At 53.7% G+C, this 26,765-nt stretch carries 20 protein-coding genes, 3 tRNA genes and 3 rRNA genes; 21 read left to right on the forward strand and 5 right to left on the reverse strand.

What is annotated here, in order from left to right:
- Nucleotides 1–4 precede the first annotated feature (4 nt).
- The 5 genes from rbsA (at nt 5) to rbsR (ending at nt 5,439) form a co-directional block, all read left to right on the forward strand.
- The gene (rbsA, locus tag F384_RS20400) at nt 5–1,510 is read left to right on the forward strand and encodes a ribose ABC transporter ATP-binding protein RbsA (protein WP_046492893.1); all 1,506 of its coding nucleotides are present in this window, start codon (nt 5–7) and stop codon (nt 1,508–1,510) included.
- 5 nt (nt 1,511–1,515) lie between these two features.
- The gene (gene rbsC, locus F384_RS20405; RefSeq protein ID WP_042998765.1) at nt 1,516–2,481 is read left to right on the forward strand and encodes a ribose ABC transporter permease; all 966 of its coding nucleotides are present in this window, start codon (nt 1,516–1,518) and stop codon (nt 2,479–2,481) included.
- Nucleotides 2,482–2,505: 24 nt separating this feature from the next.
- Entirely contained in the window at nt 2,506–3,396 is an 891-nt protein-coding gene (gene rbsB / locus F384_RS20410; RefSeq protein WP_042998766.1) for a ribose ABC transporter substrate-binding protein RbsB, read from the forward strand.
- A 111-nt stretch (nt 3,397–3,507) separates the two neighbouring features.
- Nucleotides 3,508–4,437 carry a ribokinase gene (rbsK, locus tag F384_RS20415; protein ID WP_046498468.1) on the forward strand — a complete coding sequence of 310 codons (930 nt, stop codon included), beginning with the start codon at nt 3,508–3,510 and terminating at the stop codon, nt 4,435–4,437.
- Nucleotides 4,438–4,440: 3 nt separating this feature from the next.
- Nucleotides 4,441–5,439, forward strand: a complete 999-nt coding sequence (gene rbsR, locus F384_RS20420; protein WP_080949998.1) for a ribose operon transcriptional repressor RbsR — start codon at nt 4,441–4,443, stop codon at nt 5,437–5,439.
- Here rbsR and mdtD read toward each other — a convergent pair.
- A complete protein-coding gene (gene mdtD / locus F384_RS20425) occupies nt 5,405–6,832 on the reverse strand; it encodes a multidrug transporter subunit MdtD (protein ID WP_046492897.1) in 1,428 nt (475 codons plus the stop codon). The genes rbsR and mdtD overlap by 35 nt on opposite strands.
- The gene (locus F384_RS20430) at nt 6,829–7,548 is read right to left on the reverse strand and encodes a FadR/GntR family transcriptional regulator (RefSeq protein ID WP_046492899.1); all 720 of its coding nucleotides are present in this window, start codon (nt 7,546–7,548) and stop codon (nt 6,829–6,831) included. The genes mdtD and F384_RS20430 overlap by 4 nt, the downstream gene beginning before the upstream one ends.
- Before the next feature lie 479 nt (nt 7,549–8,027).
- On the opposite strand from F384_RS20430, the gene F384_RS20435 reads away from it, so the two are divergent.
- The 6 genes from F384_RS20435 (at nt 8,028) to F384_RS20460 (ending at nt 13,491) form a co-directional block, all read left to right on the forward strand.
- Nucleotides 8,028–9,569: ribosomal RNA gene (locus tag F384_RS20435) — 16S ribosomal RNA — on the forward strand.
- An 85-nt stretch (nt 9,570–9,654) separates the two neighbouring features.
- A tRNA-Glu gene (locus F384_RS20440) sits at nt 9,655–9,730 on the forward strand.
- A 190-nt stretch (nt 9,731–9,920) separates the two neighbouring features.
- Nucleotides 9,921–12,827: ribosomal RNA gene (locus F384_RS20445) — 23S ribosomal RNA — on the forward strand.
- A gap of 198 nt (nt 12,828–13,025) precedes the next feature.
- Nucleotides 13,026–13,141: ribosomal RNA gene (gene rrf / locus F384_RS20450) — 5S ribosomal RNA — on the forward strand.
- Together the 16S, 23S and 5S rRNA genes with 3 tRNA genes alongside form the textbook arrangement of a ribosomal RNA operon.
- A 189-nt stretch (nt 13,142–13,330) precedes the next feature.
- Nucleotides 13,331–13,407, forward strand: a tRNA-Asp gene (locus F384_RS20455).
- 8 nt (nt 13,408–13,415) lie between these two features.
- Nucleotides 13,416–13,491: transfer RNA gene (locus F384_RS20460), tRNA-Trp, on the forward strand.
- Between the two features lie 104 nt (nt 13,492–13,595).
- Here F384_RS20460 and hdfR read toward each other — a convergent pair.
- Nucleotides 13,596–14,429, reverse strand: a complete 834-nt coding sequence (gene hdfR / locus F384_RS20465; RefSeq protein ID WP_046492900.1) for an HTH-type transcriptional regulator HdfR — start codon at nt 14,427–14,429, stop codon at nt 13,596–13,598.
- Nucleotides 14,430–14,548: 119 nt separating this feature from the next.
- On the opposite strand from hdfR, the gene maoP reads away from it, so the two are divergent.
- Nucleotides 14,549–14,887, forward strand: a complete 339-nt coding sequence (gene maoP / locus F384_RS20470; RefSeq protein WP_012131115.1) for a macrodomain Ori organization protein MaoP — start codon at nt 14,549–14,551, stop codon at nt 14,885–14,887.
- 24 nt (nt 14,888–14,911) lie between these two features.
- Here the strand turns inward: maoP and F384_RS20475 are convergent, their stop codons facing one another.
- Nucleotides 14,912–16,432: a YifB family Mg chelatase-like AAA ATPase gene (locus F384_RS20475; RefSeq protein ID WP_046492902.1), complete on the reverse strand. Its 1,521-nt coding sequence runs from the start codon at nt 16,430–16,432 to the stop codon at nt 14,912–14,914.
- 353 nt (nt 16,433–16,785) lie between these two features.
- On the opposite strand from F384_RS20475, the gene ilvL reads away from it, so the two are divergent.
- The 8 genes from ilvL (at nt 16,786) to F384_RS20505 (ending at nt 24,143) form a co-directional block, all read left to right on the forward strand.
- Entirely contained in the window at nt 16,786–16,884 is a 99-nt protein-coding gene (gene ilvL / locus F384_RS29310) for an ilv operon leader peptide (RefSeq protein ID WP_042326053.1), read from the forward strand.
- 86 nt (nt 16,885–16,970) lie between these two features.
- The gene (gene ilvX, locus F384_RS30240; RefSeq protein WP_193388322.1) at nt 16,971–17,021 is read left to right on the forward strand and encodes a peptide IlvX; all 51 of its coding nucleotides are present in this window, start codon (nt 16,971–16,973) and stop codon (nt 17,019–17,021) included.
- A 2-nt stretch (nt 17,022–17,023) separates the two neighbouring features.
- Nucleotides 17,024–18,670, forward strand: coding sequence for an acetolactate synthase 2 catalytic subunit (gene ilvG / locus F384_RS20480; protein WP_046492903.1), 1,647 nt, complete (start codon nt 17,024–17,026; stop codon nt 18,668–18,670).
- Nucleotides 18,667–18,930 carry an acetolactate synthase 2 small subunit gene (gene ilvM, locus F384_RS20485; RefSeq protein ID WP_046492904.1) on the forward strand — a complete coding sequence of 88 codons (264 nt, stop codon included), beginning with the start codon at nt 18,667–18,669 and terminating at the stop codon, nt 18,928–18,930. The genes ilvG and ilvM overlap by 4 nt, the downstream gene beginning before the upstream one ends.
- A gap of 18 nt (nt 18,931–18,948) precedes the next feature.
- Nucleotides 18,949–19,878 carry a branched-chain-amino-acid transaminase gene (ilvE, locus tag F384_RS20490; RefSeq protein WP_046492905.1) on the forward strand — a complete coding sequence of 310 codons (930 nt, stop codon included), beginning with the start codon at nt 18,949–18,951 and terminating at the stop codon, nt 19,876–19,878.
- Nucleotides 19,879–19,972: 94 nt separating this feature from the next.
- Nucleotides 19,973–21,823, forward strand: a complete 1,851-nt coding sequence (gene ilvD / locus F384_RS20495) for a dihydroxy-acid dehydratase (protein ID WP_046492907.1) — start codon at nt 19,973–19,975, stop codon at nt 21,821–21,823.
- Nucleotides 21,824–21,825: 2 nt separating this feature from the next.
- Nucleotides 21,826–23,370 (forward strand): threonine ammonia-lyase, biosynthetic, encoded by a 1,545-nt coding sequence (gene ilvA / locus F384_RS20500; protein WP_052747013.1) that lies wholly within the window; start codon nt 21,826–21,828, stop codon nt 23,368–23,370.
- Nucleotides 23,371–23,441: 71 nt separating this feature from the next.
- The gene (locus F384_RS20505) at nt 23,442–24,143 is read left to right on the forward strand and encodes a DUF2461 domain-containing protein (RefSeq protein ID WP_046492910.1); all 702 of its coding nucleotides are present in this window, start codon (nt 23,442–23,444) and stop codon (nt 24,141–24,143) included.
- A gap of 3 nt (nt 24,144–24,146) precedes the next feature.
- Here the strand turns inward: F384_RS20505 and ilvY are convergent, their stop codons facing one another.
- Complete coding sequence (ilvY, locus tag F384_RS20510) at nt 24,147–25,055, reverse strand: HTH-type transcriptional activator IlvY (protein ID WP_046492912.1); 909 nt, start codon at nt 25,053–25,055, stop codon at nt 24,147–24,149.
- Between the two features lie 168 nt (nt 25,056–25,223).
- Here ilvY and ilvC point away from each other — a divergent pair, with 168 nt between their 5' ends.
- Nucleotides 25,224–26,699 (forward strand): ketol-acid reductoisomerase, encoded by a 1,476-nt coding sequence (gene ilvC / locus F384_RS20515; RefSeq protein WP_046492914.1) that lies wholly within the window; start codon nt 25,224–25,226, stop codon nt 26,697–26,699.
- The last annotated feature ends 66 nt before the right edge of the window (nt 26,700–26,765 follow it).

The following is a 26,765-nucleotide window of genomic DNA, read 5'->3' on the forward strand; positions in this document are numbered from 1 at the left end:
CGTCATGGACGCATTACTGCAACTCAAAGGGATCGATAAAGCGTTCCCCGGCGTGAAAGCGCTATCCGGTGCCGCACTCAATGTTTACCCCGGTCGCGTGATGGCGCTGGTGGGGGAAAATGGTGCTGGCAAGTCCACCATGATGAAAGTGCTGACGGGTATCTATACCCGCGATGCCGGTTCACTGTTGTGGCTGGGTAAAGAAACCACCTTTAACGGTCCTAAATCATCCCAGGAAGCCGGGATCGGCATCATCCATCAGGAACTAAACCTGATCCCGCAACTCACCATTGCCGAGAATATTTTCCTTGGCCGCGAGTTCGTTAACCGCTTTGGCAAAATCGACTGGAAGAAGATGTATGCCGAAGCGGACCTCCTGCTAGTCAAACTCAACCTGCGCTTTAAGAGTGACCGCCTGGTGGGTGAATTGTCGATAGGCGACCAGCAGATGGTCGAAATCGCCAAAGTGCTGAGCTTTGAGTCGAAAGTCATCATTATGGATGAGCCAACGGATGCGCTCACCGATACCGAAACCGAATCCCTGTTCCGCGTGATCCGCGAACTGAAGTCTCAGGGACGCGGTATTGTCTATATTTCTCACCGAATGAAAGAGATCTTCGAGATTTGCGATGACGTGACCATTTTCCGTGACGGGCAATTTATTGCCGAACGTGAAGTGGCCTCGCTGACCGAAGATTCGCTGATTGAAATGATGGTGGGCCGTAAGCTTGAAGAGCAGTACCCGCGCCTGGATAAAGCACCGGGTGACATCCGGCTGAAGGTCGATAATCTGTGCGGACCTGGCGTGAACGATGTCTCTTTTACTCTGCGTAAAGGCGAAATCTTAGGTATTTCTGGCCTGATGGGGGCCGGACGTACCGAACTGATGAAAGTTCTGTATGGCGCACTGCCGCGTACCAGCGGGTATGTCACGCTTGATGGCCATGAAGTGATCACGCGTTCGCCGCAGGACGGACTGGCGAACGGCATCGTCTATATTTCTGAAGACCGCAAGCGCGACGGTTTAGTGCTCGGCATGTCGGTGAAAGAAAATATGTCTCTGACCGCGTTGCGCTATTTCAGCCGCAGCGGCGGCAGTCTGAAGCATAAAGATGAGCAGCAGGCGGTGAGCGATTTTATTCGCCTGTTCAATGTGAAAACCCCGTCGATGGAACAGGCGATCGGTTTGCTGTCCGGGGGCAACCAGCAGAAAGTGGCGATTGCCCGTGGCCTGATGACCCGTCCGAAGGTGTTGATCCTCGATGAGCCTACTCGCGGCGTGGACGTCGGGGCCAAGAAAGAAATTTATCAGCTAATTAACCAGTTTAAGGCCGATGGCCTGAGCATCATTCTGGTCTCGTCTGAGATGCCAGAAGTATTAGGCATGAGCGATCGCATTATCGTCATGCATGAAGGGCATCTCGGCGGTGAATTCACTCGCGAGCAGGCCACCCAGGAAGTTCTGATGGCTGCCGCTGTGGGCAAGCTTAATCGCGTGAATCAGGAGTAAAAAAGATGACTACCCAGGCTGTTTCTGGTCGCCGTTATTTCACCAAAGCGTGGTTGATGGAGCAAAAGTCGCTCATCGCCCTGCTGGTACTGATCGCGATTGTCTCGACGTTGAGCCCTAACTTTTTTACCGTCAATAACCTGTTCAACATTCTTCAGCAGACATCCGTGAACGCCATTATGGCTGTGGGGATGACGCTGGTTATCCTGACGTCGGGTATCGATCTGTCAGTCGGTTCCCTGCTGGCGCTCACCGGCGCGGTTGCGGCTTCAATTGTAGGGATTGAAGTTAACGCGCTGGTGGCCGTTGCAGCAGCCCTCGCATTAGGTGCCGCTGTAGGCGCCGTCACGGGCGTGATTGTGGCGAAAGGCCGTGTGCAGGCGTTTATCGCCACGCTGGTTATGATGCTGTTGCTGCGCGGCGTGACGATGGTGTACACCAACGGGAGTCCGGTGAACACGGGCTTTACCGATAACGCCGATCTGTTTGGCTGGTTCGGAATCGGTCGTCCGCTGGGCGTACCGACGCCAGTCTGGATCATGGGGATTGTTTTCCTGGCGGCATGGTACATGTTGCACCACACCCGTCTGGGTCGCTATATCTATGCGCTGGGCGGTAACGAAGCGGCAACGCGTCTGTCCGGTATCAGCGTCAGTAAAATCAAGATTATCGTCTATTCACTGTGTGGGCTGCTGGCGTCGCTGGCGGGCATCATTGAAGTGGCGCGCCTCTCCTCTGCCCAGCCGACTGCTGGTACGGGCTATGAGCTGGATGCTATCGCGGCCGTTGTGCTGGGCGGGACCAGTCTGGCGGGCGGCAAAGGACGTATTGTTGGGACCTTGATCGGCGCATTAATTCTGGGTTTCCTCAATAATGGTTTGAATTTGTTAGGTGTTTCCTCCTATTACCAGATGATCGTCAAAGCGGTGGTGATTTTGCTGGCGGTACTGGTAGACAACAAAAAGCAGTAACAACGACTACAGGACATCTTAAATATGAACATGAAAAAACTGGCTACCCTGGTTTCTGCTGTTGCGCTAAGCGCCACCGTGAGCGCGAACGCAATGGCGAAAGATACCATTGCGCTGGTGGTCTCCACGCTTAACAACCCGTTCTTCGTCTCGCTGAAAGATGGGGCGCAGAAAGAAGCTGATAAGCTGGGTTACAACCTGGTGGTACTGGACTCCCAGAACAACCCGGCGAAAGAGTTGGCGAACGTTCAGGATTTAACCGTACGTGGTACCAAAATTCTGCTGATCAACCCGACGGATTCCGACGCGGTGGGTAACGCGGTGAAGATGGCGAACCAGGCGAATATCCCGGTCATCACCCTTGACCGTCAGGCAACCAAAGGTGACGTCGTCAGCCACATCGCATCTGATAACGTGCTGGGCGGGAAAATCGCCGGTGATTACATCGCCAAAAAAGCCGGTGAAGGTGCGAAAGTCATTGAACTGCAGGGTATTGCCGGGACTTCAGCGGCGCGTGAGCGTGGCGAAGGTTTCCAGCAGGCCGTTGCGGCACACAAATTTAACGTCCTGGCCAGCCAGCCAGCAGACTTCGACCGTACTAAAGGTCTGAACGTGATGCAGAACCTGCTGACTGCGCATCCGGACGTGCAGGCTGTCTTTGCGCAGAACGATGAAATGGCACTGGGTGCGCTGCGTGCTCTGCAAACCGCAGGTAAATCTGATGTGATGGTGGTCGGATTTGACGGTACGCCTGATGGCGAAAAAGCAGTAAATGATGGCAAACTGGCTGCGACTATCGCACAGTTACCGGACCAGATCGGCGCGAAAGGTGTTGAGACGGCGGATAAGGTACTGAAAGGCGAGAAAGTTCAGGCCAAGTACCCTGTTGACCTGAAGCTGGTCATCAAGCAGTAACTGGCGATTCAGGCGACCACGCGTCGCCTGAGGGACTAAATATAAAGAAAAGAAAGTGTGGCATACGCCACCGGGTAATACCGGTGGCTTCCTCAGATGGACACCCCGAACATGAAAACCGCAGGCAATCTTGTCGTTCTTGGCAGTATTAATGCCGACCATATCCTGAACCTTAAAACATTCCCGGCGCCAGGTGAAACCGTCACCGGAAACCACTATCAGGTGGCTTTTGGCGGCAAAGGCGCGAATCAGGCGGTGGCTGCGGGTCGCAGTGGGGCGAATATTGCATTCATTGCCTGCACAGGCGATGACGATATAGGAAGTAACATCCGCAAACAGCTTATTAGTGACAACATTGATGTCGATCCGGTCAGCGTCATCAGTGGGGATTCCACCGGCGTGGCGCTGATTTTTGTGAATGGCGACGGTGAAAACGTTATTGGTATCCATGCTGGCGCTAATGCGGCGCTTTCCCCTGCGTTAGTCGAGGCGCAGCGTGAGCGAATTGCTCAGGCATCCGCACTGTTGATGCAACTGGAGTCGCCGATCGAAAGCGTGCTGACGGCCGCGAAAATCGCAAAGCAAAACAATACGATTGTGGCGCTGAATCCTGCTCCGGCGCGTGAGTTATCCGACGAACTGCTGGCGCTGGTGGATATCATCACCCCGAACGAAACTGAAGCCGAAAAGCTGACGGGGATCCGTGTTGAAAACGATGAAGACGCGGCGAAAGCATCCCAGGTACTGCATGCGAAAGGCATTCATACCGTACTGATTACGTTAGGGAGCCGGGGCGTCTGGGCCAGTGTGAATGGCGAAGGCGGCCGGGTTCCTGGATTCAAAGTGGATGCTGTCGATACTATCGCTGCGGGCGATACCTTCAACGGCGCGCTGATCACTGCTCTACTGGAAGAAAAGCCGCTGTCTGACGCGATTCGCTTTGCTCATGCCGCAGCGGCGATTGCCGTGACCCGTAAAGGCGCGCAGCCTTCCGTGCCGTGGCGTAATGAAATTGAGGCGTTTTTAGGTCAGCAGAGGTAACGCTTGGCTACCATGAAGGATGTTGCCCGCCTGGCGGGCGTTTCCACCTCGACCGTTTCGCACGTCATTAATAAGGATCGCTTTGTCAGTGAAGCGATAACTGAAAAAGTCGATGCAGCGATCAAGTCGTTAAATTACGCCCCTTCTGCGCTGGCGCGCAGCCTGAAGCTGAATCAGACGCGAACCATTGGCATGCTGATCACAGCGAGTACCAACCCGTTTTACTCCGAACTGGTGCGTGGCGTTGAGCGCAGTTGTTTTGAGCGCGGCTATAGCCTGGTGTTATGTAATACCGAAGGCGATGAGCAGCGCATGAACCGTAATCTGGAAACCCTGATGCAAAAGCGGGTGGATGGCTTACTGTTGCTCTGTACCGAAACACACCAGCCGTCGCGTGAAATCATGCAGCGCTACCCCTCTATCCCTACCGTTATGATGGACTGGTCGCCTTTTGATGGTGATGGGGATAGCGATCTTATTCAGGATAACTCGTTGCTCGGCGGTGACCTGGCGACGCAGCATCTGATTGATAAAGGCTTTACCCGCATCGCCTGTATTACCGGGCCGCTTGATAAAACCCCGGCGCGGTTGCGTCTGGAAGGATATCGCGGCGCGATGAAACGCGCTGGACTGGATATCCCGGACGGTTACGAAATTACCGGTGATTTTGAATTTGGCGGTGGGTTTGAGGCCATGCAGAAACTGCTTTCTCATCAATCTCGTCCTCACGCGGTTTTTGCCGGCAACGATGCGATGGCGGTAGGTGCTTATCAGGCGTTGTATCAGGCTGGATTGCGAATTCCGCAGGATATGGCGGTGATTGGCTACGACGACATAGAACTGGCGCGTTACATGACGCCACCGCTTACCACCATTCATCAACCGAAAGATGAACTGGGTGAGCTGGCCATCGATGTGCTGATTCATCGAATGGCGCAACCCGCCCTACAACAGCAGCGTCTGCAACTTACTCCTGTTCTGATGGCGCGGGGCTCGGTGTAGGCTTGTGTCGCTCTTTGATCAGGTTGCGGCCATCTTTGGCTCTCAATAACATGAACATCAGGGCTGACACGATCGTAATCGCGCCCATCGTGATAAAGGTGTAGTGGAACTGTTCGACCGTATTGGTTCCCTCCATCCCTTCATAGATGCGTAGCACCGCTGCGCTGATCGCCACCCCTAAACTGATGGACAACTGCTGCGTAACGGCCAGTACGCTGTTGCCGCTGCTGGCGTTGTCATCAGTCAGATCGGCCAGCGTAATCGTGTTCATCGCGGTGAATTGCGTCGACATTGCCATCCCCAGAATGAACAACGGTAAAATCAACAGCCAGACGGGCATGGCAGGGGATTGCAGAGAGAACTGCGCAATCATCAGTCCAATGAAGACAGTGATACCCACCAGTGTGGTTCGATAACCCAGACGGCGCAGCACCTGCGTCACCATCGACTTCGCCAGTATTGACCCCAGCGCGGTGGGGGCCATCATGCAACCGGCAATCAGCGCCGGGAAGCCAAATCCCACCTGTAACATCAGCGGCATCAGGAACGGCACGCATCCCGTCCCCAGACGAGTAGCAAGGTTGCCGGAAATGCCGACCGAGAAGGTGCGGGTCTTAAACAATGACAGTGAAATCAGCGGTGTTGGGTGGCGTCGTGCATGACGTACATAAGCCAGCAGTAACACAATGCTCAGCAGGATAATGGTCAATGCTATCCAGGTAGCGACAATTTTCTCGCCAAACAACTCCATCCCGCTGGAAAAGAGGACCAGGCTCAGACCAAAAAGAAAGAAGCCCATCGTATCAAATTTACGCCGCGGGGTGGTGAAGTTCGGCATATATTTGCGTGCATACAGAATGCCGGCGATTCCTATCGGAATATTGATCAGGAAAATCCAGTGCCAACTGGCCCAGGTAACCAGAACGCCCCCCAGAACCGGACCCAGGATGGGGCCGACCAGTCCAGGCATCGTCACAAAGTTCAGCACCGGCAGCAGTTCACTGCGCGGGTAGGCTCTCAATAATGCCAGGCGTGCAACCGGCATCATCATTGCGCCACCAATCCCCTGAATCACACGAAAAATGACCAACTCCGGCAACGTACTGGAAAGTGCGCAGGCGAGAGAGCCGAGCGTAAACAGGCTTACGGCGACCATAAATACGCGTCGGGTACCGAAGCGATCGGCCAGCCATCCACTCACCGGGATCAGCATGGCAACCGTCAGGGTGTAACTGATAATCGCAGACTGCATTGCCAGGGGGGAGCGGTTGAGGCTCTGCGCGATGGCGGGTAAAGCGGTATTAAGAATGGTGGCGTCCAGTGCTTGCATGAAGAAGGCCATTGCCGCTATCCACGGCAATCCGGCCATACTGCGCGCTTTTTTGTTGGTCATGCACAATCCTGGTCGTTTTCTGGACGTTCATTCGGGGCTATCAGCAGAGCCTGACAAGCCTTAAACGCACCGTCGCCATCGCTTTGTGCAATGGCGTCGACAATGGCCTGATGCAAATCCAGCTTCACAACGGTGTTATAAGTAATTGAATTAAAATAGGTGTGGTAGACAGAATGAAACAACGAGGCAAAAGAGGTTAAGAACGGGTTCGCGCTCATTTCGTAAATATGCTCATGCCAGGCCATATCCACTTCAATCCAGCGTTCGCGCTTAAAGTTCTTTTTCAGCGCGACCATCTCTTCCATTAATGCATTCAGATGCGCTTTTTGCTCAACGGTGCCGATTGTCGCTGCCAGCGAGCACGCCTGAGGCTCCAGGCTGATACGCATTACCAGAAAATGCTCGATAACCTGCTGAAAATTTTCTTCGGTCATCCACCAGGTGAGTAACTCCTGATCGAGAAAGTTCCAGTTTGCTTGCGGCATCACGCGGGTGCCAATGCGAGGGCGCGGTAGCACCATCCCTTTGGCAGTTAATGTTTTGACTGCTTCCCGAACGGCGGTCCGGCTTACACCAAACTGTTCGCCCAGTTCTATTTCGCCAGGGAGAATGGCGCCAGGGGCATATTCACCTTTGAGGATCTGCTGCGCTAGCTTCTCAGCCAGAACATAGGAAAGGTTTTTCTGTGCAGCCAACTGTTGTGCGCTTAAAGGCATTACTCTTTGTCCTTTATCTTTTTCTTACTCATTAGTATGCCACCTGGATGTGTGATTGCGGTTACAAAAACAGCAAAACGCTTATTTTATGGCACGTTAATACCGGTTTTGGTGAAAAAAGGAACACTCGGAAAATTATTTTAAATTTCCCCTTGTCAGCCTGAAATAACTCCCTATAATGCGCCTCCACTGACACGGAACAACGGCACGCAAGCCGCCGGGTCAGCAGGGTTTCTCCGGAAATTCTGACAGAGAAAAGCGAAATAAATGCTTGACTCTGAAGCGGGAAAGCGTATTATGCACACCCCGCGCCGCTGAGAAAAAGCGAAGCGGCACTGCTCTTTAACAATTTATCAGACAATCTGTGTGGGCACTCAGGGCGACTGGATTCTTAACGTCTTCGGACGATAAATGAATACCAAGTCTCAAGAGTGAACACGTAATTCATTACGAAGTTTAATTCTTTGAGCATCAAACTTAAATTGAAGAGTTTGATCATGGCTCAGATTGAACGCTGGCGGCAGGCCTAACACATGCAAGTCGAACGGTAACAGGAAGCAGCTTGCTGCTTTGCTGACGAGTGGCGGACGGGTGAGTAATGTCTGGGAAACTGCCCGATGGAGGGGGATAACTACTGGAAACGGTAGCTAATACCGCATAACGTCGCAAGACCAAAGAGGGGGACCTTCGGGCCTCTTGCCATCGGATGTGCCCAGATGGGATTAGCTAGTTGGTGAGGTAACGGCTCACCAAGGCGACGATCCCTAGCTGGTCTGAGAGGATGACCAGCCACACTGGAACTGAGACACGGTCCAGACTCCTACGGGAGGCAGCAGTGGGGAATATTGCACAATGGGCGCAAGCCTGATGCAGCCATGCCGCGTGTATGAAGAAGGCCTTCGGGTTGTAAAGTACTTTCAGCGGGGAGGAAGGGGATGTGGTTAATAACCGCATCCATTGACGTTACCCGCAGAAGAAGCACCGGCTAACTCCGTGCCAGCAGCCGCGGTAATACGGAGGGTGCAAGCGTTAATCGGAATTACTGGGCGTAAAGCGCACGCAGGCGGTCTGTCAAGTCGGATGTGAAATCCCCGGGCTCAACCTGGGAACTGCATTCGAAACTGGCAGGCTTGAGTCTCGTAGAGGGGGGTAGAATTCCAGGTGTAGCGGTGAAATGCGTAGAGATCTGGAGGAATACCGGTGGCGAAGGCGGCCCCCTGGACGAAGACTGACGCTCAGGTGCGAAAGCGTGGGGAGCAAACAGGATTAGATACCCTGGTAGTCCACGCCGTAAACGATGTCTATTTGGAGGTTGTTCCCCTGAGGAGTGGCTTCCGGAGCTAACGCGTTAAATAGACCGCCTGGGGAGTACGGCCGCAAGGTTAAAACTCAAATGAATTGACGGGGGCCCGCACAAGCGGTGGAGCATGTGGTTTAATTCGATGCAACGCGAAGAACCTTACCTGGTCTTGACATCCACAGAACTTGGCAGAGATGCCTTGGTGCCTTCGGGAACTGTGAGACAGGTGCTGCATGGCTGTCGTCAGCTCGTGTTGTGAAATGTTGGGTTAAGTCCCGCAACGAGCGCAACCCTTATCCTTTGTTGCCAGCGGTCCGGCCGGGAACTCAAAGGAGACTGCCAGTGATAAACTGGAGGAAGGTGGGGATGACGTCAAGTCATCATGGCCCTTACGACCAGGGCTACACACGTGCTACAATGGCATATACAAAGAGAAGCGACCTCGCGAGAGTAAGCGGACCTCATAAAGTATGTCGTAGTCCGGATTGGAGTCTGCAACTCGACTCCATGAAGTCGGAATCGCTAGTAATCGTGGATCAGAATGCCACGGTGAATACGTTCCCGGGCCTTGTACACACCGCCCGTCACACCATGGGAGTGGGTTGCAAAAGAAGTAGGTAGCTTAACCTTCGGGAGGGCGCTTACCACTTTGTGATTCATGACTGGGGTGAAGTCGTAACAAGGTAACCGTAGGGGAACCTGCGGTTGGATCACCTCCTTACCTGAAAGAACCTTTCCTTTGCAGTGTCCACACAGATTGTCTGATGAAAAGTGAATAGCAAGGCGTCTTGCGATTGAGACTTTGTGTCCCCTTCGTCTAGAGGCCCAGGACACCGCCCTTTCACGGCGGTAACAGGGGTTCGAATCCCCTAGGGGACGCCACTTGCTGGTATGTGAGTGAAAGACGCGTGCCTTAATATCTCAAAACTGACTTGTGAGTCATGTTTGAGATATTTGCTCTTTAAAAATCTGGATCAAGCTGAAAATTGAAACGACACACAGTTAATGTGTGTTCGAGTCTCTCAAATTTTCGCAACACTGAAGTGTTTTACGAAACATCTTCGGGTTGTGAGGTTAAGCGACTAAGCGTACACGGTGGATGCCCTGGCAGTCAGAGGCGATGAAGGACGTGCTAATCTGCGAAAAGCGTCGGTAAGGTGATATGAACCGTTATAGCCGGCGATGTCCGAATGGGGAAACCCAGTGCAATTCGTTGCACTATCGTTAAGTGAATACATAGCTTAACGAGGCGAACCGGGGGAACTGAAACATCTAAGTACCCCGAGGAAAAGAAATCAACCGAGATTCCCCCAGTAGCGGCGAGCGAACGGGGAGCAGCCCAGAGCCTGAATCAGCATGTGTGTTAGTGGAACGGTCTGGAAAGGCCGGCGATACAGGGTGACAGCCCCGTACACAAAAGTGCATGTGTTGTGAGCTCGATGAGTAGGGCGGGACACGTGGTATCCTGTCTGAATATGGGGGGACCATCCTCCAAGGCTAAATACTCCTGACTGACCGATAGTGAACCAGTACCGTGAGGGAAAGGCGAAAAGAACCCCGGCGAGGGGAGTGAAAAAGAACCTGAAACCGTGTACGTACAAGCAGTGGGAGCCTCTTTTATGGGGTGACTGCGTACCTTTTGTATAATGGGTCAGCGACTTATATTCTGTAGCAAGGTTAACCGAATAGGGGAGCCGAAGGGAAACCGAGTCTTAACTGGGCGTTAAGTTGCAGGGTATAGACCCGAAACCCGGTGATCTAGCCATGGGCAGGTTGAAGGTTGGGTAACACTAACTGGAGGACCGAACCGACTAATGTTGAAAAATTAGCGGATGACTTGTGGCTGGGGGTGAAAGGCCAATCAAACCGGGAGATAGCTGGTTCTCCCCGAAAGCTATTTAGGTAGCGCCTCGTGAACTCATCTTCGGGGGTAGAGCACTGTTTCGGCTAGGGGGTCATCCCGACTTACCAACCCGATGCAAACTGCGAATACCGAAGAATGTTATCACGGGAGACACACGGCGGGTGCTAACGTCCGTCGTGAAGAGGGAAACAACCCAGACCGCCAGCTAAGGTCCCAAAGTCATGGTTAAGTGGGAAACGATGTGGGAAGGCTCAGACAGCCAGGATGTTGGCTTAGAAGCAGCCATCATTTAAAGAAAGCGTAATAGCTCACTGGTCGAGTCGGCCTGCGCGGAAGATGTAACGGGGCTAAACCATGCACCGAAGCTGCGGCAGCGACACTATGTGTTGTTGGGTAGGGGAGCGTTCTGTAAGCCTGCGAAGGTGTGCTGTGAGGCATGCTGGAGGTATCAGAAGTGCGAATGCTGACATAAGTAACGATAAAGCGGGTGAAAAGCCCGCTCGCCGGAAGACCAAGGGTTCCTGTCCAACGTTAATCGGGGCAGGGTGAGTCGACCCCTAAGGCGAGGCCGAAAGGCGTAGTCGATGGGAAACAGGTTAATATTCCTGTACTTGGTGTTACTGCGAAGGGGGGACGGAGAAGGCTATGTTGGCCGGGCGACGGTTGTCCCGGTTTAAGCGTGTAGGTGTGTGTTCCAGGTAAATCCGGTTCACTTTAACACTGAGGCGTGATGACGAGGCACTACGGTGCTGAAGTAACAAATGCCCTGCTTCCAGGAAAAGCCTCTAAGCATCAGGTAACATCAAATCGTACCCCAAACCGACACAGGTGGTCAGGTAGAGAATACCAAGGCGCTTGAGAGAACTCGGGTGAAGGAACTAGGCAAAATGGTGCCGTAACTTCGGGAGAAGGCACGCTGATATGTAGGTGAAGTGATTTACTCATGGAGCTGAAATCAGTCGAAGATACCAGCTGGCTGCAACTGTTTATTAAAAACACAGCACTGTGCAAACACGAAAGTGGACGTATACGGTGTGACGCCTGCCCGGTGCCGGAAGGTTAATTGATGGGGTTATCCTTAGGGAGAAGCTCTTGATCGAAGCCCCGGTAAACGGCGGCCGTAACTATAACGGTCCTAAGGTAGCGAAATTCCTTGTCGGGTAAGTTCCGACCTGCACGAATGGCGTAATGATGGCCAGGCTGTCTCCACCCGAGACTCAGTGAAATTGAACTCGCTGTGAAGATGCAGTGTACCCGCGGCAAGACGGAAAGACCCCGTGAACCTTTACTATAGCTTGACACTGAACACTGGTCCTTGATGTGTAGGATAGGTGGGAGGCTTTGAAGTGTGGACGCCAGTCTGCATGGAGCCAACCTTGAAATACCACCCTTTAATGGCTGGTGTTCTAACGTGGGCCCGTAATCCGGGTTGCGGACAGTGTCTGGTGGGTAGTTTGACTGGGGCGGTCTCCTCCTAAAGAGTAACGGAGGAGCACGAAGGTTAGCTAATCCTGGTCGGACATCAGGAGGTTAGTGCAAAGGCATAAGCTAGCTTGACTGCGAGCGTGACGGCGCGAGCAGGTGCGAAAGCAGGTCTTAGTGATCCGGTGGTTCTGAATGGAAGGGCCATCGCTCAACGGATAAAAGGTACTCCGGGGATAACAGGCTGATACCGCCCAAGAGTTCATATCGACGGCGGTGTTTGGCACCTCGATGTCGGCTCATCACATCCTGGGGCTGAAGTAGGTCCCAAGGGTATGGCTGTTCGCCATTTAAAGTGGTACGCGAGCTGGGTTTAGAACGTCGTGAGACAGTTCGGTCCCTATCTGCCGTGGGCGCTGGAGAATTGAGGGGGGCTGCTCCTAGTACGAGAGGACCGGAGTGGACGCATCACTGGTGTTCGGGTTGTCATGCCAATGGCACTGCCCGGTAGCTAAATGCGGAAAAGATAAGTGCTGAAAGCATCTAAGCACGAAACTTGCCCCGAGATGAGTTCTCCCTGACCCTTTAAGGGTCCTGAAGGAACGTTGAAGACGACGACGTTGATAGGCCGGGTGTGTAAGCGCAGCGATGCGTTGAGCTAACCGGTACTAATGAACCGTGAGGCTTAACCTTACAACGCCGAAGCTGTTTTGGCGGATTTGAGAGAATATTTTCAGCTTAGATTCAGACGCAAGTGCGCAATAGTTTGCACAGCAGCAAGGCGGCAAGCGAAGTAAAGGAAGGAGCATACAAAGGTATGTGACTGAGTTTACGAGAGCAGCCAACGCGGCTGATGTGATAAATTATTGCGTACAGAGCACCAAGAATTTGCCTGGCGGCTGTAGCGCGGTGGTCCCACCTGACCCCATGCCGAACTCAGAAGTGAAACGCCGTAGCGCCGATGGTAGTGTGGGGTCTCCCCATGCGAGAGTAGGGAACTGCCAGGCATCAAATTGAAAAACCTGAAGTAGTCTTCGAGGCAGTTCACTACTCGATGAGAGTAGGACAAAAGCAAAGCTTTTGAACGTTGCGAAGCAACGGCCCGAAGGGTGAATCACGAAGTGATTCATAAACTGCCAGGCATCAAATTAAGCAGTAAACTGGTGTCAAAACCAGTGGTTGTAGAAAAATTCGGTGGAGCGGTAGTTCAGTTGGTTAGAATACCTGCCTGTCACGCAGGGGGTCGCGGGTTCGAGTCCCGTCCGTTCCGCCACCCTAATTAGGGGCGTAGTTCAATTGGTAGAGCACCGGTCTCCAAAACCGGGTGTTGGGAGTTCGAGTCTCTCCGCCCCTGCCAGAAAATAATCCTTAGCATTTGCTAAGGATTTTTTTTGTCTGTAGAAAACCACTTCAGATACCGATCTCCTCCTTTTCTGGCATCCTTGCCAGCGTCATTTTTACTTACTCTTCCAGCACATCTATCTTTAGAAGATCTTTGATCAGCGCATGTTTATCACTATTTTGCAGCCAGATAGCGTACAACGGACGCGAAAGCGTTGCGCTGTCTGCAACGGTATGCAACTCACCCTTTTCTTTGGCCCAACGCGTGGGTAACCAGGTGCAACCATTCAGAGCGTGAAGTTGCTGTCTGGCCAGTTCAGCAGAACTGGTGGTCAGTACCGGGACTTCATCGGCGGCAATTAATCCCACTTCATGTTGTTGAAAGTCCGGCCCCCACTCCAGACGCAGATAATTCAGCGCCTCTTTCATCGTCGAAGGGCTGGCGCAATAGAGTGCCAGGGTGAAATACCCCAGCAACTGGCTGCTGAACTCATCCATTTTTGGGGCTTCTGTGGTGATAAGCAGATCAAGCTGGCGTTCATGCAACTGTTTTACCAGTGACTGACGCTGTGCGATGCGGGCTTCGAATTGCAAACCGTTCTGGGGCTCTTGTGCCTGGTACAAGCGTCCTAACCAGTCGTTGAGCATACACTCCCACAACGACGCACTGGCACCGATTGAAAACTCATTATGCCTTGATGTATGGGCGACCTCTTTACGTGCCGCCTGCCATGTATTCATCAACGTTTCTGCATAGGGCAGAAGCTTCTCGCCGGCCGCCGTTAAGCGGATATTATTTCTGTGGCGGGTAAAAAGATTCACACCGAGTTGGTTTTCCAACTGTCTGATGCGAAAGCTGACCGCCGACTGAGTCAGGTAGAGCGCTTCCGCAGCCCGGCCAAAATGGCGCGTTCGGCTAACTTCCAGGAAAGTTTTTAACAATTCCGTATCCACAGTGCTCTCCGCAAAATTATTTGTCGTTATGATTTAAATGTTTTGTTTTACACTCTGTCAAGCGTAACTAATACTCCGCGCCATAAATAGCTCGGCCAAAAGAATTAGGAGCGTGCAGGATGGCGGAAAGCTTTACGACGACTAATCGATATTTCGACAATAAATATTATCCACGCGGTTTCTCTCGTCATGGTGATTTCACCATCAAAGAGGCGCAATTGCTTGAACGTCATGGTTATGCCTTCAATGAGCTGGATCTGGGCAAACGTGAGCCGGTTACTGAAGAAGAGAGGCTCTTTGTTGCGGTATGTCGTGGTGAACGTGAGCCAGTGACCGAAGCGGAACGCGTCTGGTCTAAATACATGACGCGTATCAAGCGTCCAAAACGTTTTCACACCCTGTCTGGCGGTAAACCGCAGATGGAAGGCGCTGAGGACTACACTGAGTCTGATGACTAATAAAAAAGGGCCCCGGCCCTTTTTTTATGTCAGTTGCTTCTGCAGGTGAGCAAGCAGTCGATCTATCGCCCGGTAGCTGACTGCTTCCTGCAAGTGTCGTCGTGAAATATGTTCGGCTTGCGCAAGATCGGCAATGGTCCTTGAGACCTTCAATAACCGCTGCCAGGCCCGTATAGACAACCCAAGATGGATGAGTGTCTCCTCAAGCCATTGCGCGTCTTCATCCGCTAACGGACAGTGTTCACGTATCTCCCTGTTTTGCAGGTGTGCATTCAGTTTGCCCTGGCGTTTATGCTGACGTTCCTGCGCGGCAATGACCCGCTGTTTAACCGTAAAGCTGTTTTCTCCTTTTACACCGGGTTGGCTGAGTATGCCTGGCGGAGGCAAAGGGATCTCGAGAGAAAGATCAAAGCGGTCCAGAAAGGGGCCAGAGAGTCGACTGAGATAGCGTAATGTCTGTTCAGGTGTACTCCGGTTATGGTTACCCTGATAGTGTCCTGTAGGACTGGGATTCATTGCAGCCACCAGTTGAAAGCGCGCAGGATAGGTGATCTTAGCGCGCGTGCGCGAAAGGTGGATCTGGCCAGACTCTATGGGTTCACGTAGGGCATCTAATGTCCGTCGTTCAAACTCAGGCAACTCATCAAGAAACAGTATTCCGTTGTGCGCCAATGAAATTTCGCCTGGCGCGGGGAAGGTACCGCCACCAACCATCGCGGTCAGGGATGCGCTGTGGTGCGGTGCGCGAAAAGGTCGTTGCTTCCACCGTTTTTGCACGCTGGTTGAGTTGACCAGGCTGAGGATGGCGGCGCTTTCCAGGGCTTCTTTGTTACTCAACGCCGGTAACAGGCCATTAAGGCGGCTGGCAAGCATCGTTTTTCCTGTACCCGGTGGGCCAACCAACAGCAGGTTATGCCCGCCCGCGGCGGTGATCTCAAGGCTGCGTTTTCCTTGCTCCTGACCAATAATATCGCTGAGATCGTCAGATGACGCGCAGGCCACCCTGTCGCTGACTCCGGGATGGCTAAGATCATGCTTTCCTTCCAGGAAGGCACAGACGGCTTGCAGATGATCGGCAATCAGACATCCCTTGCCATCAATTAATCCGACCTCTTCTTCATTCTCTTTAGCCACAATAATGCATCTTCCCGCTCGTATCGCTTCGGTTGCACTGGATATGGCACCGGGAACGCCGCGTAATGCACCTGTAAGCGCTAATTCACCCACTAACTCATATTGGTCGAGTTTATGTGTTGTAAGCTGCTCAGAGGCAACCAGAAGCGCCACAGCAATAGGTAAATCATATCTCCCGCCCTCTTTGGGAAGATCGGCAGGGGCGAGATTGATGGTGATTTTCTTTGCGGGAAAGTCATACCCGCTATTAATGATCGCGCTGCGTACCCGGTCGCGCGCCTCTTTAACGGTTGTTTCTGGTAACCCCACCAGTGTTAAACCGGGCAGGCCGTTACTGATATGCACTTCGATGGTAATCGCCGGTGCATTCACCCCCAGCGCTGCGCGTGTATGAACAATTGACAGTGACATAATCCCTCCCGATGCCACTATTATGTCTGAACTCTTCTATGCAGTATTATTGCTAAATGACGTTTATTCGCTGCGGTTTCCGCACTTTTAATGCAATTTGTCTGCATTTTCTCTTTTACTGGAAGGGCGCTCGCAGTCCGCTTTCCATCACCTTTGGCGTTCTGAAAAAGGGTTTTACTTCCGCCCCGAAAGTGAAATTTTTTCAATTCCTGGTTTTTGTATAAAAAACAATGGTTTTTAGCTAATCCGTTAGCTGAGTCAGAAAAATGAAAAGAAAAAAATCTTGTGCTATTGGCGAAATCTATGGTAACTCTTTAGGTATTCCTTCGAACAAGATGCAAGAATAGACGAAAATGACAGCCCTTCTACGAGTGATTAGCCTGGTCGTGATTAGCGTGGTGGTGATTATTATCCCATCGTGCGGGGCTGCACTTGGACGAGGAAAGGCTTAAAAATCAAGCCTTAACGAACTAAGACCCCCGCACCGAAAGGTCCGGGGGTTTTTTTTGACCTTAAAAACACAACAGAGGAACAGAAAATGAATAACAGCATAAAATTCTGTTTCTTAAGATTTACGACGGGGAACTAACTATGAATGGAGCACAGTGGGTGGTACATGCGTTGCGTGCACAGGGTGTCGAGACAGTATTCGGCTATCCCGGTGGCGCAATTATGCCGGTCTACGATGCATTGTACGACGGTGGCGTGGAACACCTGCTGTGCCGACACGAACAGGGGGCGGCGATCGCGGCCATTGGTTATGCCCGTTCCACCGGTAAAACAGGCGTTTGCATCGCCACCTCTGGTCCGGGGGCAACCAACCTGATCACCGGCCTTGCCGATGCGCTGTTAGATTCGGTCCCTGTTGTGGCGATCACCGGGCAGGTTGCTGCGCCGCTCATTGGCACCGACGCGTTTCAGGAAGTGGACGTATTAGGACTGTCTCTGGCCTGTACCAAGCACAGTTTTCTTGTGCAGTCGCTGGAAGAGTTGCCACGCATCATGGCTGAGGCGTTTGAGGTTGCTAACTCTGGCCGTCCTGGCCCGGTTCTGGTGGATATCCCAAAAGATATCCAGTTAGCCCGCGGGGCGCTGGAACCGTATTTCACAACAGTCGAAAACGCGGCGGTTTTCCCTCATGCCGACGTTGAGCAGGCGCGAAAAATGCTGGCCCAGGCGCAAAAACCGATGCTGTACGTGGGCGGTGGCGTCGGGATGGCGCAGGCGGTTCCGGCGCTGCGTGAGTTTATTGCGGTAACGCAAATGCCGGTTACCTGCACGCTGAAAGGGCTGGGCGCTGTCGAGGCGGATTATCCCTACTATCTGGGGATGCTGGGCATGCATGGCACCAAAGCTGCGAACTTCGCCGTGCAGGAGTGTGATTTGCTGATTGCGGTTGGTGCTCGTTTTGATGACCGGGTGACCGGCAAACTGGATACCTTCGCGCCGCATGCCAGCGTGATTCATATGGATATCGACCCGGCTGAACTGAACAAACTGCGCCGGGCGCATGTCACCTTGCAGGCCGATTTGAATGCGTTGCTGCCAGCTCTGCAGCAGACGATCAACATTGATGAATGGCGTCAGCGTAATGCGGAACTGCGTACTGACCACACCTGGCGCTACGATCATCCAGGGGAAGCCATCTATGCGCCACTGTTGTTGAAACAGCTGTCGGAACGAAAACCCACCAACTGTGTGGTGACGACGGATGTCGGTCAGCATCAGATGTGGTCCGCGCAACATATGACGTACACTCGCCCGGAGAATTTCATCACCTCCAGCGGCTTAGGGACGATGGGTTTTGGTTTACCGGCTGCCGTTGGCGCGCAGGTTGCGCGACCGGACGACACCGTTATCTGTATCTCCGGTGACGGCTCCTTCATGATGAATGTTCAGGAGCTGGGCACCGTAAAACGTAAGCAGTTACCGTTGAAGATAGTCTTACTGGATAACCAACGGTTAGGCATGGTTCGACAATGGCAACAGCTGTTTTTCCAGGAACGATATAGCGAAACCACCCTCACCGATAACCCCGATTTCCTCACGTTGGCCAGCGCCTTTGGCATCCCTGGCCAACACATCACCCGAAAAGACCAGGTTGAAGCGGCACTCGATACCCTGTTGAGCAGCGACGGGCCATACCTGCTTCATGTCTCAATCGACGAACTTGAGAATGTCTGGCCACTGGTGCCGCCTGGCGCCAGCAACTCTGAAATGCTGGAGAAATTATCATGATGCAACATCAGGTCGCCGTAGAAGCCCGCTTTAATCCGGAAACACTGGAACGTGTATTACGTGTGGTACGCCATCGTGGTTTTCAGGTGTGCGCCATGAATATGGGTTCCGCTCGCGACGCGCAGAATATAAATATTGAATTGACCGTTGCCAGTCCGCTGTCGGTCGACTTACTGTTTAGTCAGTTAAGTAAGCTGGTCGATGTGGCACATGTTGCCATCTGCCAGAGCACAACCACATCACAACAAATCCGCGCGTAAGCGCAACAGGAAGAAGAAATGACGACGAAAAAAGCTGATTACATTTGGTTCAATGGCGAGATGATTCGTTGGGAAGACGCGAAAGTTCACGTGATGTCCCACGCGCTGCACTACGGTACGTCTGTCTTTGAAGGCATCCGTTGCTATGACTCGCACAAAGGCCCGGTGGTGTTCCGTCATCGCGAACACATGCAGCGCCTGCATGATTCAGCCAAAATTTATCGTTTCCCGGTCTCTCAGAGTGTGGATGAGCTGATGGAAGCCTGCCGTGAGGTGATCCGTAAAAATAACCTGACCAGCGCCTATATTCGTCCACTGGTGTTTGTTGGTGATGTGGGGATGGGCGTGAATCCACCTCCGGGATACTCCACCGACGTTATTATCGCTGCGTTCCCGTGGGGCGCGTACCTGGGTGCCGAAGCGCTGGAACAAGGGATCGATGCGATGGTGTCCTCGTGGAACCGTGCCGCGCCGAACACCATCCCGACTGCGGCAAAAGCCGGTGGTAACTACCTTTCGTCACTGCTGGTGGGTAGCGAAGCACGTCGTCATGGCTATCAGGAAGGTATTGCGCTGGATGTGAATGGTTACATTTCCGAAGGTGCCGGTGAAAACCTGTTTGAAGTGAAAGACGGTGTGCTGTTTACCCCGCCGTTTACCTCTTCCGCGCTGCCGGGGATCACCCGTGACGCCATCATCAAACTGGCAAAAGAACTGGGTATTGAAGTACGCGAGCAGGTTCTGTCCCGCGAATCCCTGTATCTGGCGGACGAAGTGTTTATGTCCGGTACGGCGGCGGAAATCACCCCGGTTCGCAGCGTTGACGGTATCCAGGTGGGCGAAGGCCGCTGTGGTCCTGTCACCAAACGCGTCCAGCAAGCCTTCTTCGGTCTGTTTACTGGCGAAACCGAAGACAAATGGGGTTGGTTGGATTCAGTAAACCAATAACAAAATTAATATTTCCCCCAAATACTTCACGTTGCAGCCAACGCACCTGCAGCGTGAAGTATGCAGGGGAAAGACAGACGGGAGTTAATCAAGCATGCCTAAGTACCGTTCCGCCACCACCACTCATGGCCGCAATATGGCAGGAGCCCGCGCGCTGTGGCGCGCCACCGGAATGACCGATGCCGATTTTGGTAAACCGATCATTGCCGTTGTGAACTCATTCACCCAGTTTGTGCCAGGGCACGTGCATTTGCGCGACCTCGGTAAACTGGTCGCCGAACAGATTGAAGCATCGGGCGGCGTGGCTAAAGAGTTCAACACCATTGCTGTCGATGATGGTATCGCCATGGGCCACGGGGGCATGCTTTATTCACTGCCGTCGCGCGAGCTGATCGCCGATTCGGTGGAGTACATGGTGAATGCCCATTGCGCCGATGCAATGGTTTGTATCTCCAACTGCGACAAAATCACCCCAGGGATGCTGATGGCCTCCCTGCGCCTGAACATTCCGGTGATCTTCGTTTCCGGCGGTCCGATGGAGGCCGGGAAAACCAAGCTTTCTGACAAAATCATCAAGCTCGATCTGGTTGATGCCATGATTCAGGGCGCGGACCCGAAAGTTTCTGATGACCAGAGCAATCAGGTTGAACGTTCCGCCTGCCCGACCTGCGGGTCCTGTTCCGGGATGTTTACCGCAAACTCGATGAACTGCCTGACCGAAGCGCTGGGCCTGTCGCAGCCGGGTAACGGTTCACTGCTCGCGACCCACGCCGATCGTAAGCAGTTGTTCCTCAATGCCGGTAAACGCATTGTTGAGCTGACTAAACGTTACTACGAGCAGGATGATGCCTCCGCGCTGCCACGCAATATTGCCTGCAAGGCGGCGTTTGAAAATGCGATGACGCTGGATATCGCGATGGGCGGCTCCACCAATACTGTTCTGCACCTGCTGGCTGCGGCGCAGGAAGCAGAGATCGACTTCACGATGAGTGATATCGACAAGCTTTCCCGCAAAGTCCCGCAGCTGTGCAAAGTGGCGCCGAGTACGCAGAAATATCACATGGAAGATGTTCACCGTGCGGGCGGCGTGCTGGGGATTCTGGGCGAACTGGATCGCGCGAGCCTGTTGAACCGGGACGTAAAAAACGTGCTGGGTCTGACGCTGCCGCAAACCCTTGAGCAGTACGACATCACGGTGACACAAGATGACGCCGTGAAGCTGATGTTCCGCGCAGGCCCGGCGGGTATTCGCACCACAGAAGCATTCTCGCAGGATTGTCGCTGGGATTCGCTGGATGACGATCGCGCCGAAGGCTGTATCCGTTCTCTGGAACACGCTTACAGCAAAGACGGTGGCCTGGCGGTACTTTACGGTAACTTCGCGGAAAATGGCTGCATCGTTAAAACCGCCGGCGTGGATGACAGCATTCTGAAATTCACTGGCCCGGCCAAAGTGTATGAAAGCCAGGATGAGGCGGTTGACGCAATCCTCGGCGGCAAAGTGGTGGAAGGCGACGTGGTTGTGATCCGCTACGAAGGGCCAAAAGGTGGGCCGGGGATGCAGGAAATGCTCTACCCGACGACTTTCCTCAAATCGATGGGTCTGGGCAAAGCGTGCGCGCTGGTCACCGACGGTCGTTTCTCTGGCGGCACCTCCGGACTTTCCATTGGCCACGTCTCACCGGAAGCGGCCAGCGGCGGCAATATCGCGATCATTGAAGATGGCGACATGATTGCTATTGATATTCCAAACCGTGGCATTCAGTTGCAGTTGAGCGATGCGGAAATTGCGGCGCGTCGTGAAGCGCAGGAAGCGCGCGGTGACAAAGCCTGGACACCGAAAGATCGTCAGCGTCAGGTGTCGTTTGCGCTGCGCGCCTATGCCAGCCTGGCGACCAGCGCAGATAAAGGCGCGGTACGCGATAAATCGAAACTGGGAGGCTGATGATGGCCGAATCACAACCTCTGTCAGCTGCCCCGGAAGGGGCAGAATATCTGCGTGCGGTGCTCCGCGCGCCGGTATACGAAGCGGCGCAGGTGACACCGCTGCAAAAAATGGAAAAGCTTTCGTCGCGCCTTGATAACGTGATCCTTGTGAAGCGCGAAGACCGGCAGCCGGTTCACAGCTTCAAGCTTCGCGGTGCTTACGCGATGATGGCGGGGCTGACCGAGGCGCAAAAAGCTCACGGGGTGATCACCGCGTCTGCGGGCAACCATGCCCAGGGCGTGGCGTTCTCTTCCGCTCGTCTGGGCGTGAAGGCACTGATCGTGATGCCGGTTGCGACGGCGGATATCAAAGTCGATGCCGTTCGTGGTTTCGGCGGCGAAGTGCTGCTGCATGGCGCAAATTTTGATGAAGCGAAAGCGAAAGCGATTGAACTGTCGCAGCAGCAGGGCTTTACCTGGGTTCCACCGTTCGATCACCCCATGGTGATCGCCGGTCAGGGGACGCTGGCGCTGGAATTGCTCCAGCAGGATGCCCATCTCGATCGCGTGTTTGTGCCAGTCGGCGGCGGCGGTCTGGCGGCGGGCGTCGCGGTTCTGATCAAACAGCTGATGCCGCAAATCAAAGTTATTGCGGTGGAGGCGGAAGACTCCGCCTGTCTGAAAGCGGCGCTGGAGGCGGGTCATCCGGTCGATCTTCCCCGCGTCGGTCTGTTTGCGGAAGGCGTGGCGGTGAAGCGCATTGGGGATGAAACTTTCCGCCTTTGTCAGGAGTATCTCGACGATATCATCACCGTGGATAGCGATGCGATTTGCGCGGCGATGAAAGACCTCTTTGAAGATGTGCGCGCAGTGGCGGAGCCTTCCGGTGCGCTGGCGCTGGCGGGAATGAAAAAGTACGTCGCCCAACACAACATTCGCGGCGAACGCCTTGCGCATATCCTTTCCGGCGCTAACGTCAATTTCCATGGCTTGCGCTATGTTTCTGAGCGTTGTGAACTGGGCGAACAGCGCGAAGCGCTGCTGGCAGTGACCATTCCGGAAGAAAAGGGCAGCTTCCTGAAGTTTTGCCAGTTACTGGGTGGTCGCTCAGTTACCGAGTTTAACTATCGCTTTGCCGATGATAAGAATGCCTGCATTTTTGTCGGCGTCCGGTTGAGCAGGGGCATGGAAGAGCGCACCGAGATCCTGAATCTGCTGCGCGACGGCGGTTATAGCGTGGTCGATCTCTCCGATGACGAAATGGCGAAACTGCACGTGCGCTACATGGTTGGCGGGCGTCCCTCCAAACCGCTTCAGGAGCGCTTATTCAGCTTCGAGTTCCCGGAATCTCCAGGTGCGCTGCTCAAGTTTTTGCATACGCTGGGCACCCACTGGAATATCTCGTTGTTCCATTACCGCAGCCACGGTACGGACTATGGCCGCGTACTGGCTGCGTTTGAACTGGGCGAGCACGAACCGGATTTCGAAACGCGCTTGCAAGAACTGGGTTATGAGTGTCACGACGAAACAAATAACCCGGCATTCCGTTTCTTCCTCGCGGGTTAAGTGTGTTGGCATAAGCCTGATGGCGTCGTGCTTTGCGCCACCATCAGGCAATTATTTATAGAGGCAAGCAGATGGCTGGACGCTTTCAGGGATTTGCGCAGGAAGGGCTGACGTTTCTTCAGCAGGTAAAAATTGAAAACGATAAAACGTGGTTTGAGGAGCACCGTTTTATTTACGATCGCAGCATACTCACGCCGTTTCGGGCGCTGGTGGACGACTTAGCGCCGGTGATGTCAGAGATTGATCCGCTGCTGGAAACCCGTTCCGCCATCGGCAAAACGCTATCGCGCATTCACCGTGATACCCGTTTTTCCAATGACAAATCGCTTTATCGCAGCCGGATGTGGCTGACCTTCAAACGTTCAGCTAAAAACTGGACCGATGCCCCCGCGTATTTTTTTGAAATCAGCCCCGATACGTTGCGTTATGGACTGGGTTATTACAGCGCCAGTAAGCCGACGATGGATCTGTTTCGTCATACGCTAAAACAGCGACCCACGCAGTTTCTGGAAGTGGCTGACTGTTGTCGGGCGCCGTTTGAACTGGTGGGGGAGCGCTATAAGCGGCTGCTGGTAAAGGATCTTGATCCGACGATTTCCGACTGGTATCACCGCAAATCCTTTGCAGCAATGGCTACGGATACCGACGTGGAAAAACTCTTCCGCGCCGATCTGGTGACGCTGCTGGCAGACGGTTTCCGTCAACTGGAACCGCTGTACCAGTGGTTAATACAGGTGGAAACCCTGAAGCAAATTGACCCGGCGGATCTGTAACCGTTACCGACTTTCGTCGATTTTCCTCTCGAGGACAATTTTCCAGAACGCATCGATGAGCGGCTCATGCAGCCGCTTTTTCGGCGCGCAGACGCCCAGCTCAAACGGCGTTTTCTCGTCGCTACGCTCTAAAATCATCACGCGATTGCGCACCGGTTCGGGGCTGTTTTCCAGTACCACTTCGGGCAACAACGCCACGCCGCAGCCAAGCGCGACCATCGACACCATCGCTTCATGACCGCCCACGGTAGCGTAAATTTGCGGATTGCTGATTTTATGGCGACGGAACCACAGTTCAATGCGGCGGCGCACCGGTCCCTGATCGGCCATGATGAATGGCACTGTAGACCAGTCGGGTTTCTCCACCGAAACCTGATTGCGTACCGGGCAGGGCAGCGCCGGGGCAATGAGCACCACCGCCAGATTTTCCAGCATCGAAAACGCCACTGCGCCGGGCAGCGTTTCCGGTTTCCCGGCTATCGCCAGATCCGCTTCGCCGGTCACCACCTTTTCCATGGCATCGGCGGCGTCGCCAGTGGTGAGTTTAATTTCTACCGAGGGATGCTCAGCGCGAAATCTGTCGAGGATCGGCGGCAGATGGCTATAGGCTGCGGTCACCGAACAGAAAATATGCAGTTCCCCCGACAGCGACGGGCCTTGCTGATCGAGGGTGTGGCGTAATTGCTGATACTGCAACAACGTCTGCTGGGCAAACGTCCGCAGCTCTTCACCTGCTTCGGTCAGCGTGACCGTGCGGTTATCGCGAACAAACAGCGGTTGGCCGAGATCTTCCTCAAGGCGCTGGATCTGCCGTGATAACGTAGAAGGGCTGACGTGCATCGCCCGCGCGCTGCGGCCAAAGTGACGGCTTTCCGCCAGATGCAGGAACATTTTCAGGTCGCGTAAATCCACGGACTCCACTCCACCTTTTTACATTGCATAAATTGCAACGTGACGTTGTGAATATATCAATTTCCGCAATAAATTTCCTGTCATATAGTGGGTTCATTCTCTCTTGCCATGACACGGCAAGCGAACCGAACAATAAAGCACGACAAAACAACATCACGAGGAATCACCATGGCTAACTACTTCAACACACTGAATTTGCGTCAGCAGCTGGCGCAGCTGGGTAAATGTCGCTTTATGGGCCGCGACGAATTTGCCGATGGCGCAAGCTACCTTCAGGGTAAAAAAGTGGTCATCGTCGGCTGTGGCGCGCAGGGTCTGAACCAGGGCCTGAACATGCGTGATTCCGGGCTGGATATCTCCTATGCGCTGCGTAAAGAGGCGATTGCTGAGAAGCGCGCGTCCTGGCGTAAAGCGACTGAAAACGGCTTCAAAGTCGGCACTTACGAGGAGCTGATCCCGCAGGCGGATCTGGTGGTTAACCTGACGCCGGACAAACAGCACTCCGACGTGGTGCGTTCCGTACAGCCGCTGATGAAAGACGGCGCGGCGCTGGGTTACTCTCACGGTTTCAACATCGTTGAAGTGGGCGAGCAGATCCGTAAAGACATCACCGTGGTGATGGTGGCACCGAAGTGTCCGGGTACCGAAGTGCGTGAAGAGTACAAACGTGGTTTCGGTGTGCCGACGCTTATCGCCGTTCACCCGGAAAACGATCCGAAAGGCGAAGGCATGGCGATTGCGAAAGCCTGGGCCGCGGCGACCGGCGGTCACCGTGCGGGCGTACTGGAATCTTCCTTCGTTGCAGAAGTGAAATCCGACCTGATGGGCGAGCAGACCATTCTGTGCGGCATGCTGCAGGCTGGTTCTCTGCTGTGCTTCGACAAGCTGGTGGAAGAAGGCACCGATCCGGCCTATGCCGAAAAACTGATTCAGTTCGGCTGGGAAACCATCACCGAAGCGCTGAAGCAGGGCGGTATCACGTTGATGATGGACCGCCTGTCCAACCCGGCGAAACTGCGCGCTTATGCACTCTCCGAACAGCTGAAAGAGATTATGGCGCCGCTGTTCCAGAAACATATGGATGACATCATCTCCGGCGAATTCTCTTCCGGCATGATGGCGGACTGGGCCAACGACGATAAGAAACTGCTGACCTGGCGTGAAGAGACCGGCAAAACCGCGTTTGAAACCGCCCCGCAGTTTGACGGTAAAATCGGCGAGCAGGAGTACTTCGATAAAGGCGTACTGATGATCGCAATGGTGAAAGCGGGCGTTGAACTGGCGTTCGAAACCATGGTGGATTCCGGCATCATTGAAGAATCTGCGTACTACGAATCACTGCACGAGCTGCCGCTGATTGCGAACACCATTGCGCGTAAGCGTCTGTACGAAATGAACGTGGTTATTTCTGATACCGCTGAATACGGTAACTACCTGTTCTCTTACGCTTGCGTACCGCTGCTCAAAGAGTTCATGACCACGCTGCAGGCAGGCGATTTGGGTAAAGCGATCGCCGAAGGCGCGGTGGATAACGCTCAGTTGCGTGATGTGAACGAAGCCATTCGCAGCCATGCTATCGAGCAGGTAGGTAAGAAACTGCGTGGGTATATGACCGACATGAAGCGTATTGCAGTCGCGGGTTAATCCTGGCAAGAATTGCCGGATGGCGGCGTAATCGCCTTATCCGGCCTACAAAAAAATGACCGTTTC

This window comes from Citrobacter amalonaticus Y19 (assembly GCF_000981805.1).
GTDB classification, from domain to species: Bacteria; Pseudomonadota; Gammaproteobacteria; order Enterobacterales; family Enterobacteriaceae; genus Citrobacter_A; species Citrobacter_A amalonaticus_C.

Coding starts and splice junctions, on each gene's coding strand:
- rbsA (WP_046492893.1), top strand. CDS start 5: ATGGACGCATTACTGCAACTCAAAGGGATCGATAAAGCGTTCCCCGGC.
- rbsC (WP_042998765.1), top strand. CDS start 1,516: ATGACTACCCAGGCTGTTTCTGGTCGCCGTTATTTCACCAAAGCGTGG.
- rbsB (WP_042998766.1), top strand. CDS start 2,506: ATGAACATGAAAAAACTGGCTACCCTGGTTTCTGCTGTTGCGCTAAGC.
- rbsK (WP_046498468.1), top strand. CDS start 3,508: ATGAAAACCGCAGGCAATCTTGTCGTTCTTGGCAGTATTAATGCCGAC.
- mdtD (WP_046492897.1), bottom strand. CDS start 6,832: ATGACCAACAAAAAAGCGCGCAGTATGGCCGGATTGCCGTGGATAGCG.
- F384_RS20430 (WP_046492899.1), bottom strand. CDS start 7,548: ATGCCTTTAAGCGCACAACAGTTGGCTGCACAGAAAAACCTTTCCTAT.
- maoP (WP_012131115.1), top strand. CDS start 14,549: ATGGCGGAAAGCTTTACGACGACTAATCGATATTTCGACAATAAATAT.
- F384_RS20475 (WP_046492902.1), bottom strand. CDS start 16,432: ATGTCACTGTCAATTGTTCATACACGCGCAGCGCTGGGGGTGAATGCA.
- ilvL (WP_042326053.1), top strand. CDS start 16,786: ATGACAGCCCTTCTACGAGTGATTAGCCTGGTCGTGATTAGCGTGGTG.
- ilvG (WP_046492903.1), top strand. CDS start 17,024: ATGAATGGAGCACAGTGGGTGGTACATGCGTTGCGTGCACAGGGTGTC.
- ilvM (WP_046492904.1), top strand. CDS start 18,667: ATGATGCAACATCAGGTCGCCGTAGAAGCCCGCTTTAATCCGGAAACA.
- ilvE (WP_046492905.1), top strand. CDS start 18,949: ATGACGACGAAAAAAGCTGATTACATTTGGTTCAATGGCGAGATGATT.
- ilvD (WP_046492907.1), top strand. CDS start 19,973: ATGCCTAAGTACCGTTCCGCCACCACCACTCATGGCCGCAATATGGCA.
- ilvA (WP_052747013.1), top strand. CDS start 21,826: ATGGCCGAATCACAACCTCTGTCAGCTGCCCCGGAAGGGGCAGAATAT.
- F384_RS20505 (WP_046492910.1), top strand. CDS start 23,442: ATGGCTGGACGCTTTCAGGGATTTGCGCAGGAAGGGCTGACGTTTCTT.
- ilvC (WP_046492914.1), top strand. CDS start 25,224: ATGGCTAACTACTTCAACACACTGAATTTGCGTCAGCAGCTGGCGCAG.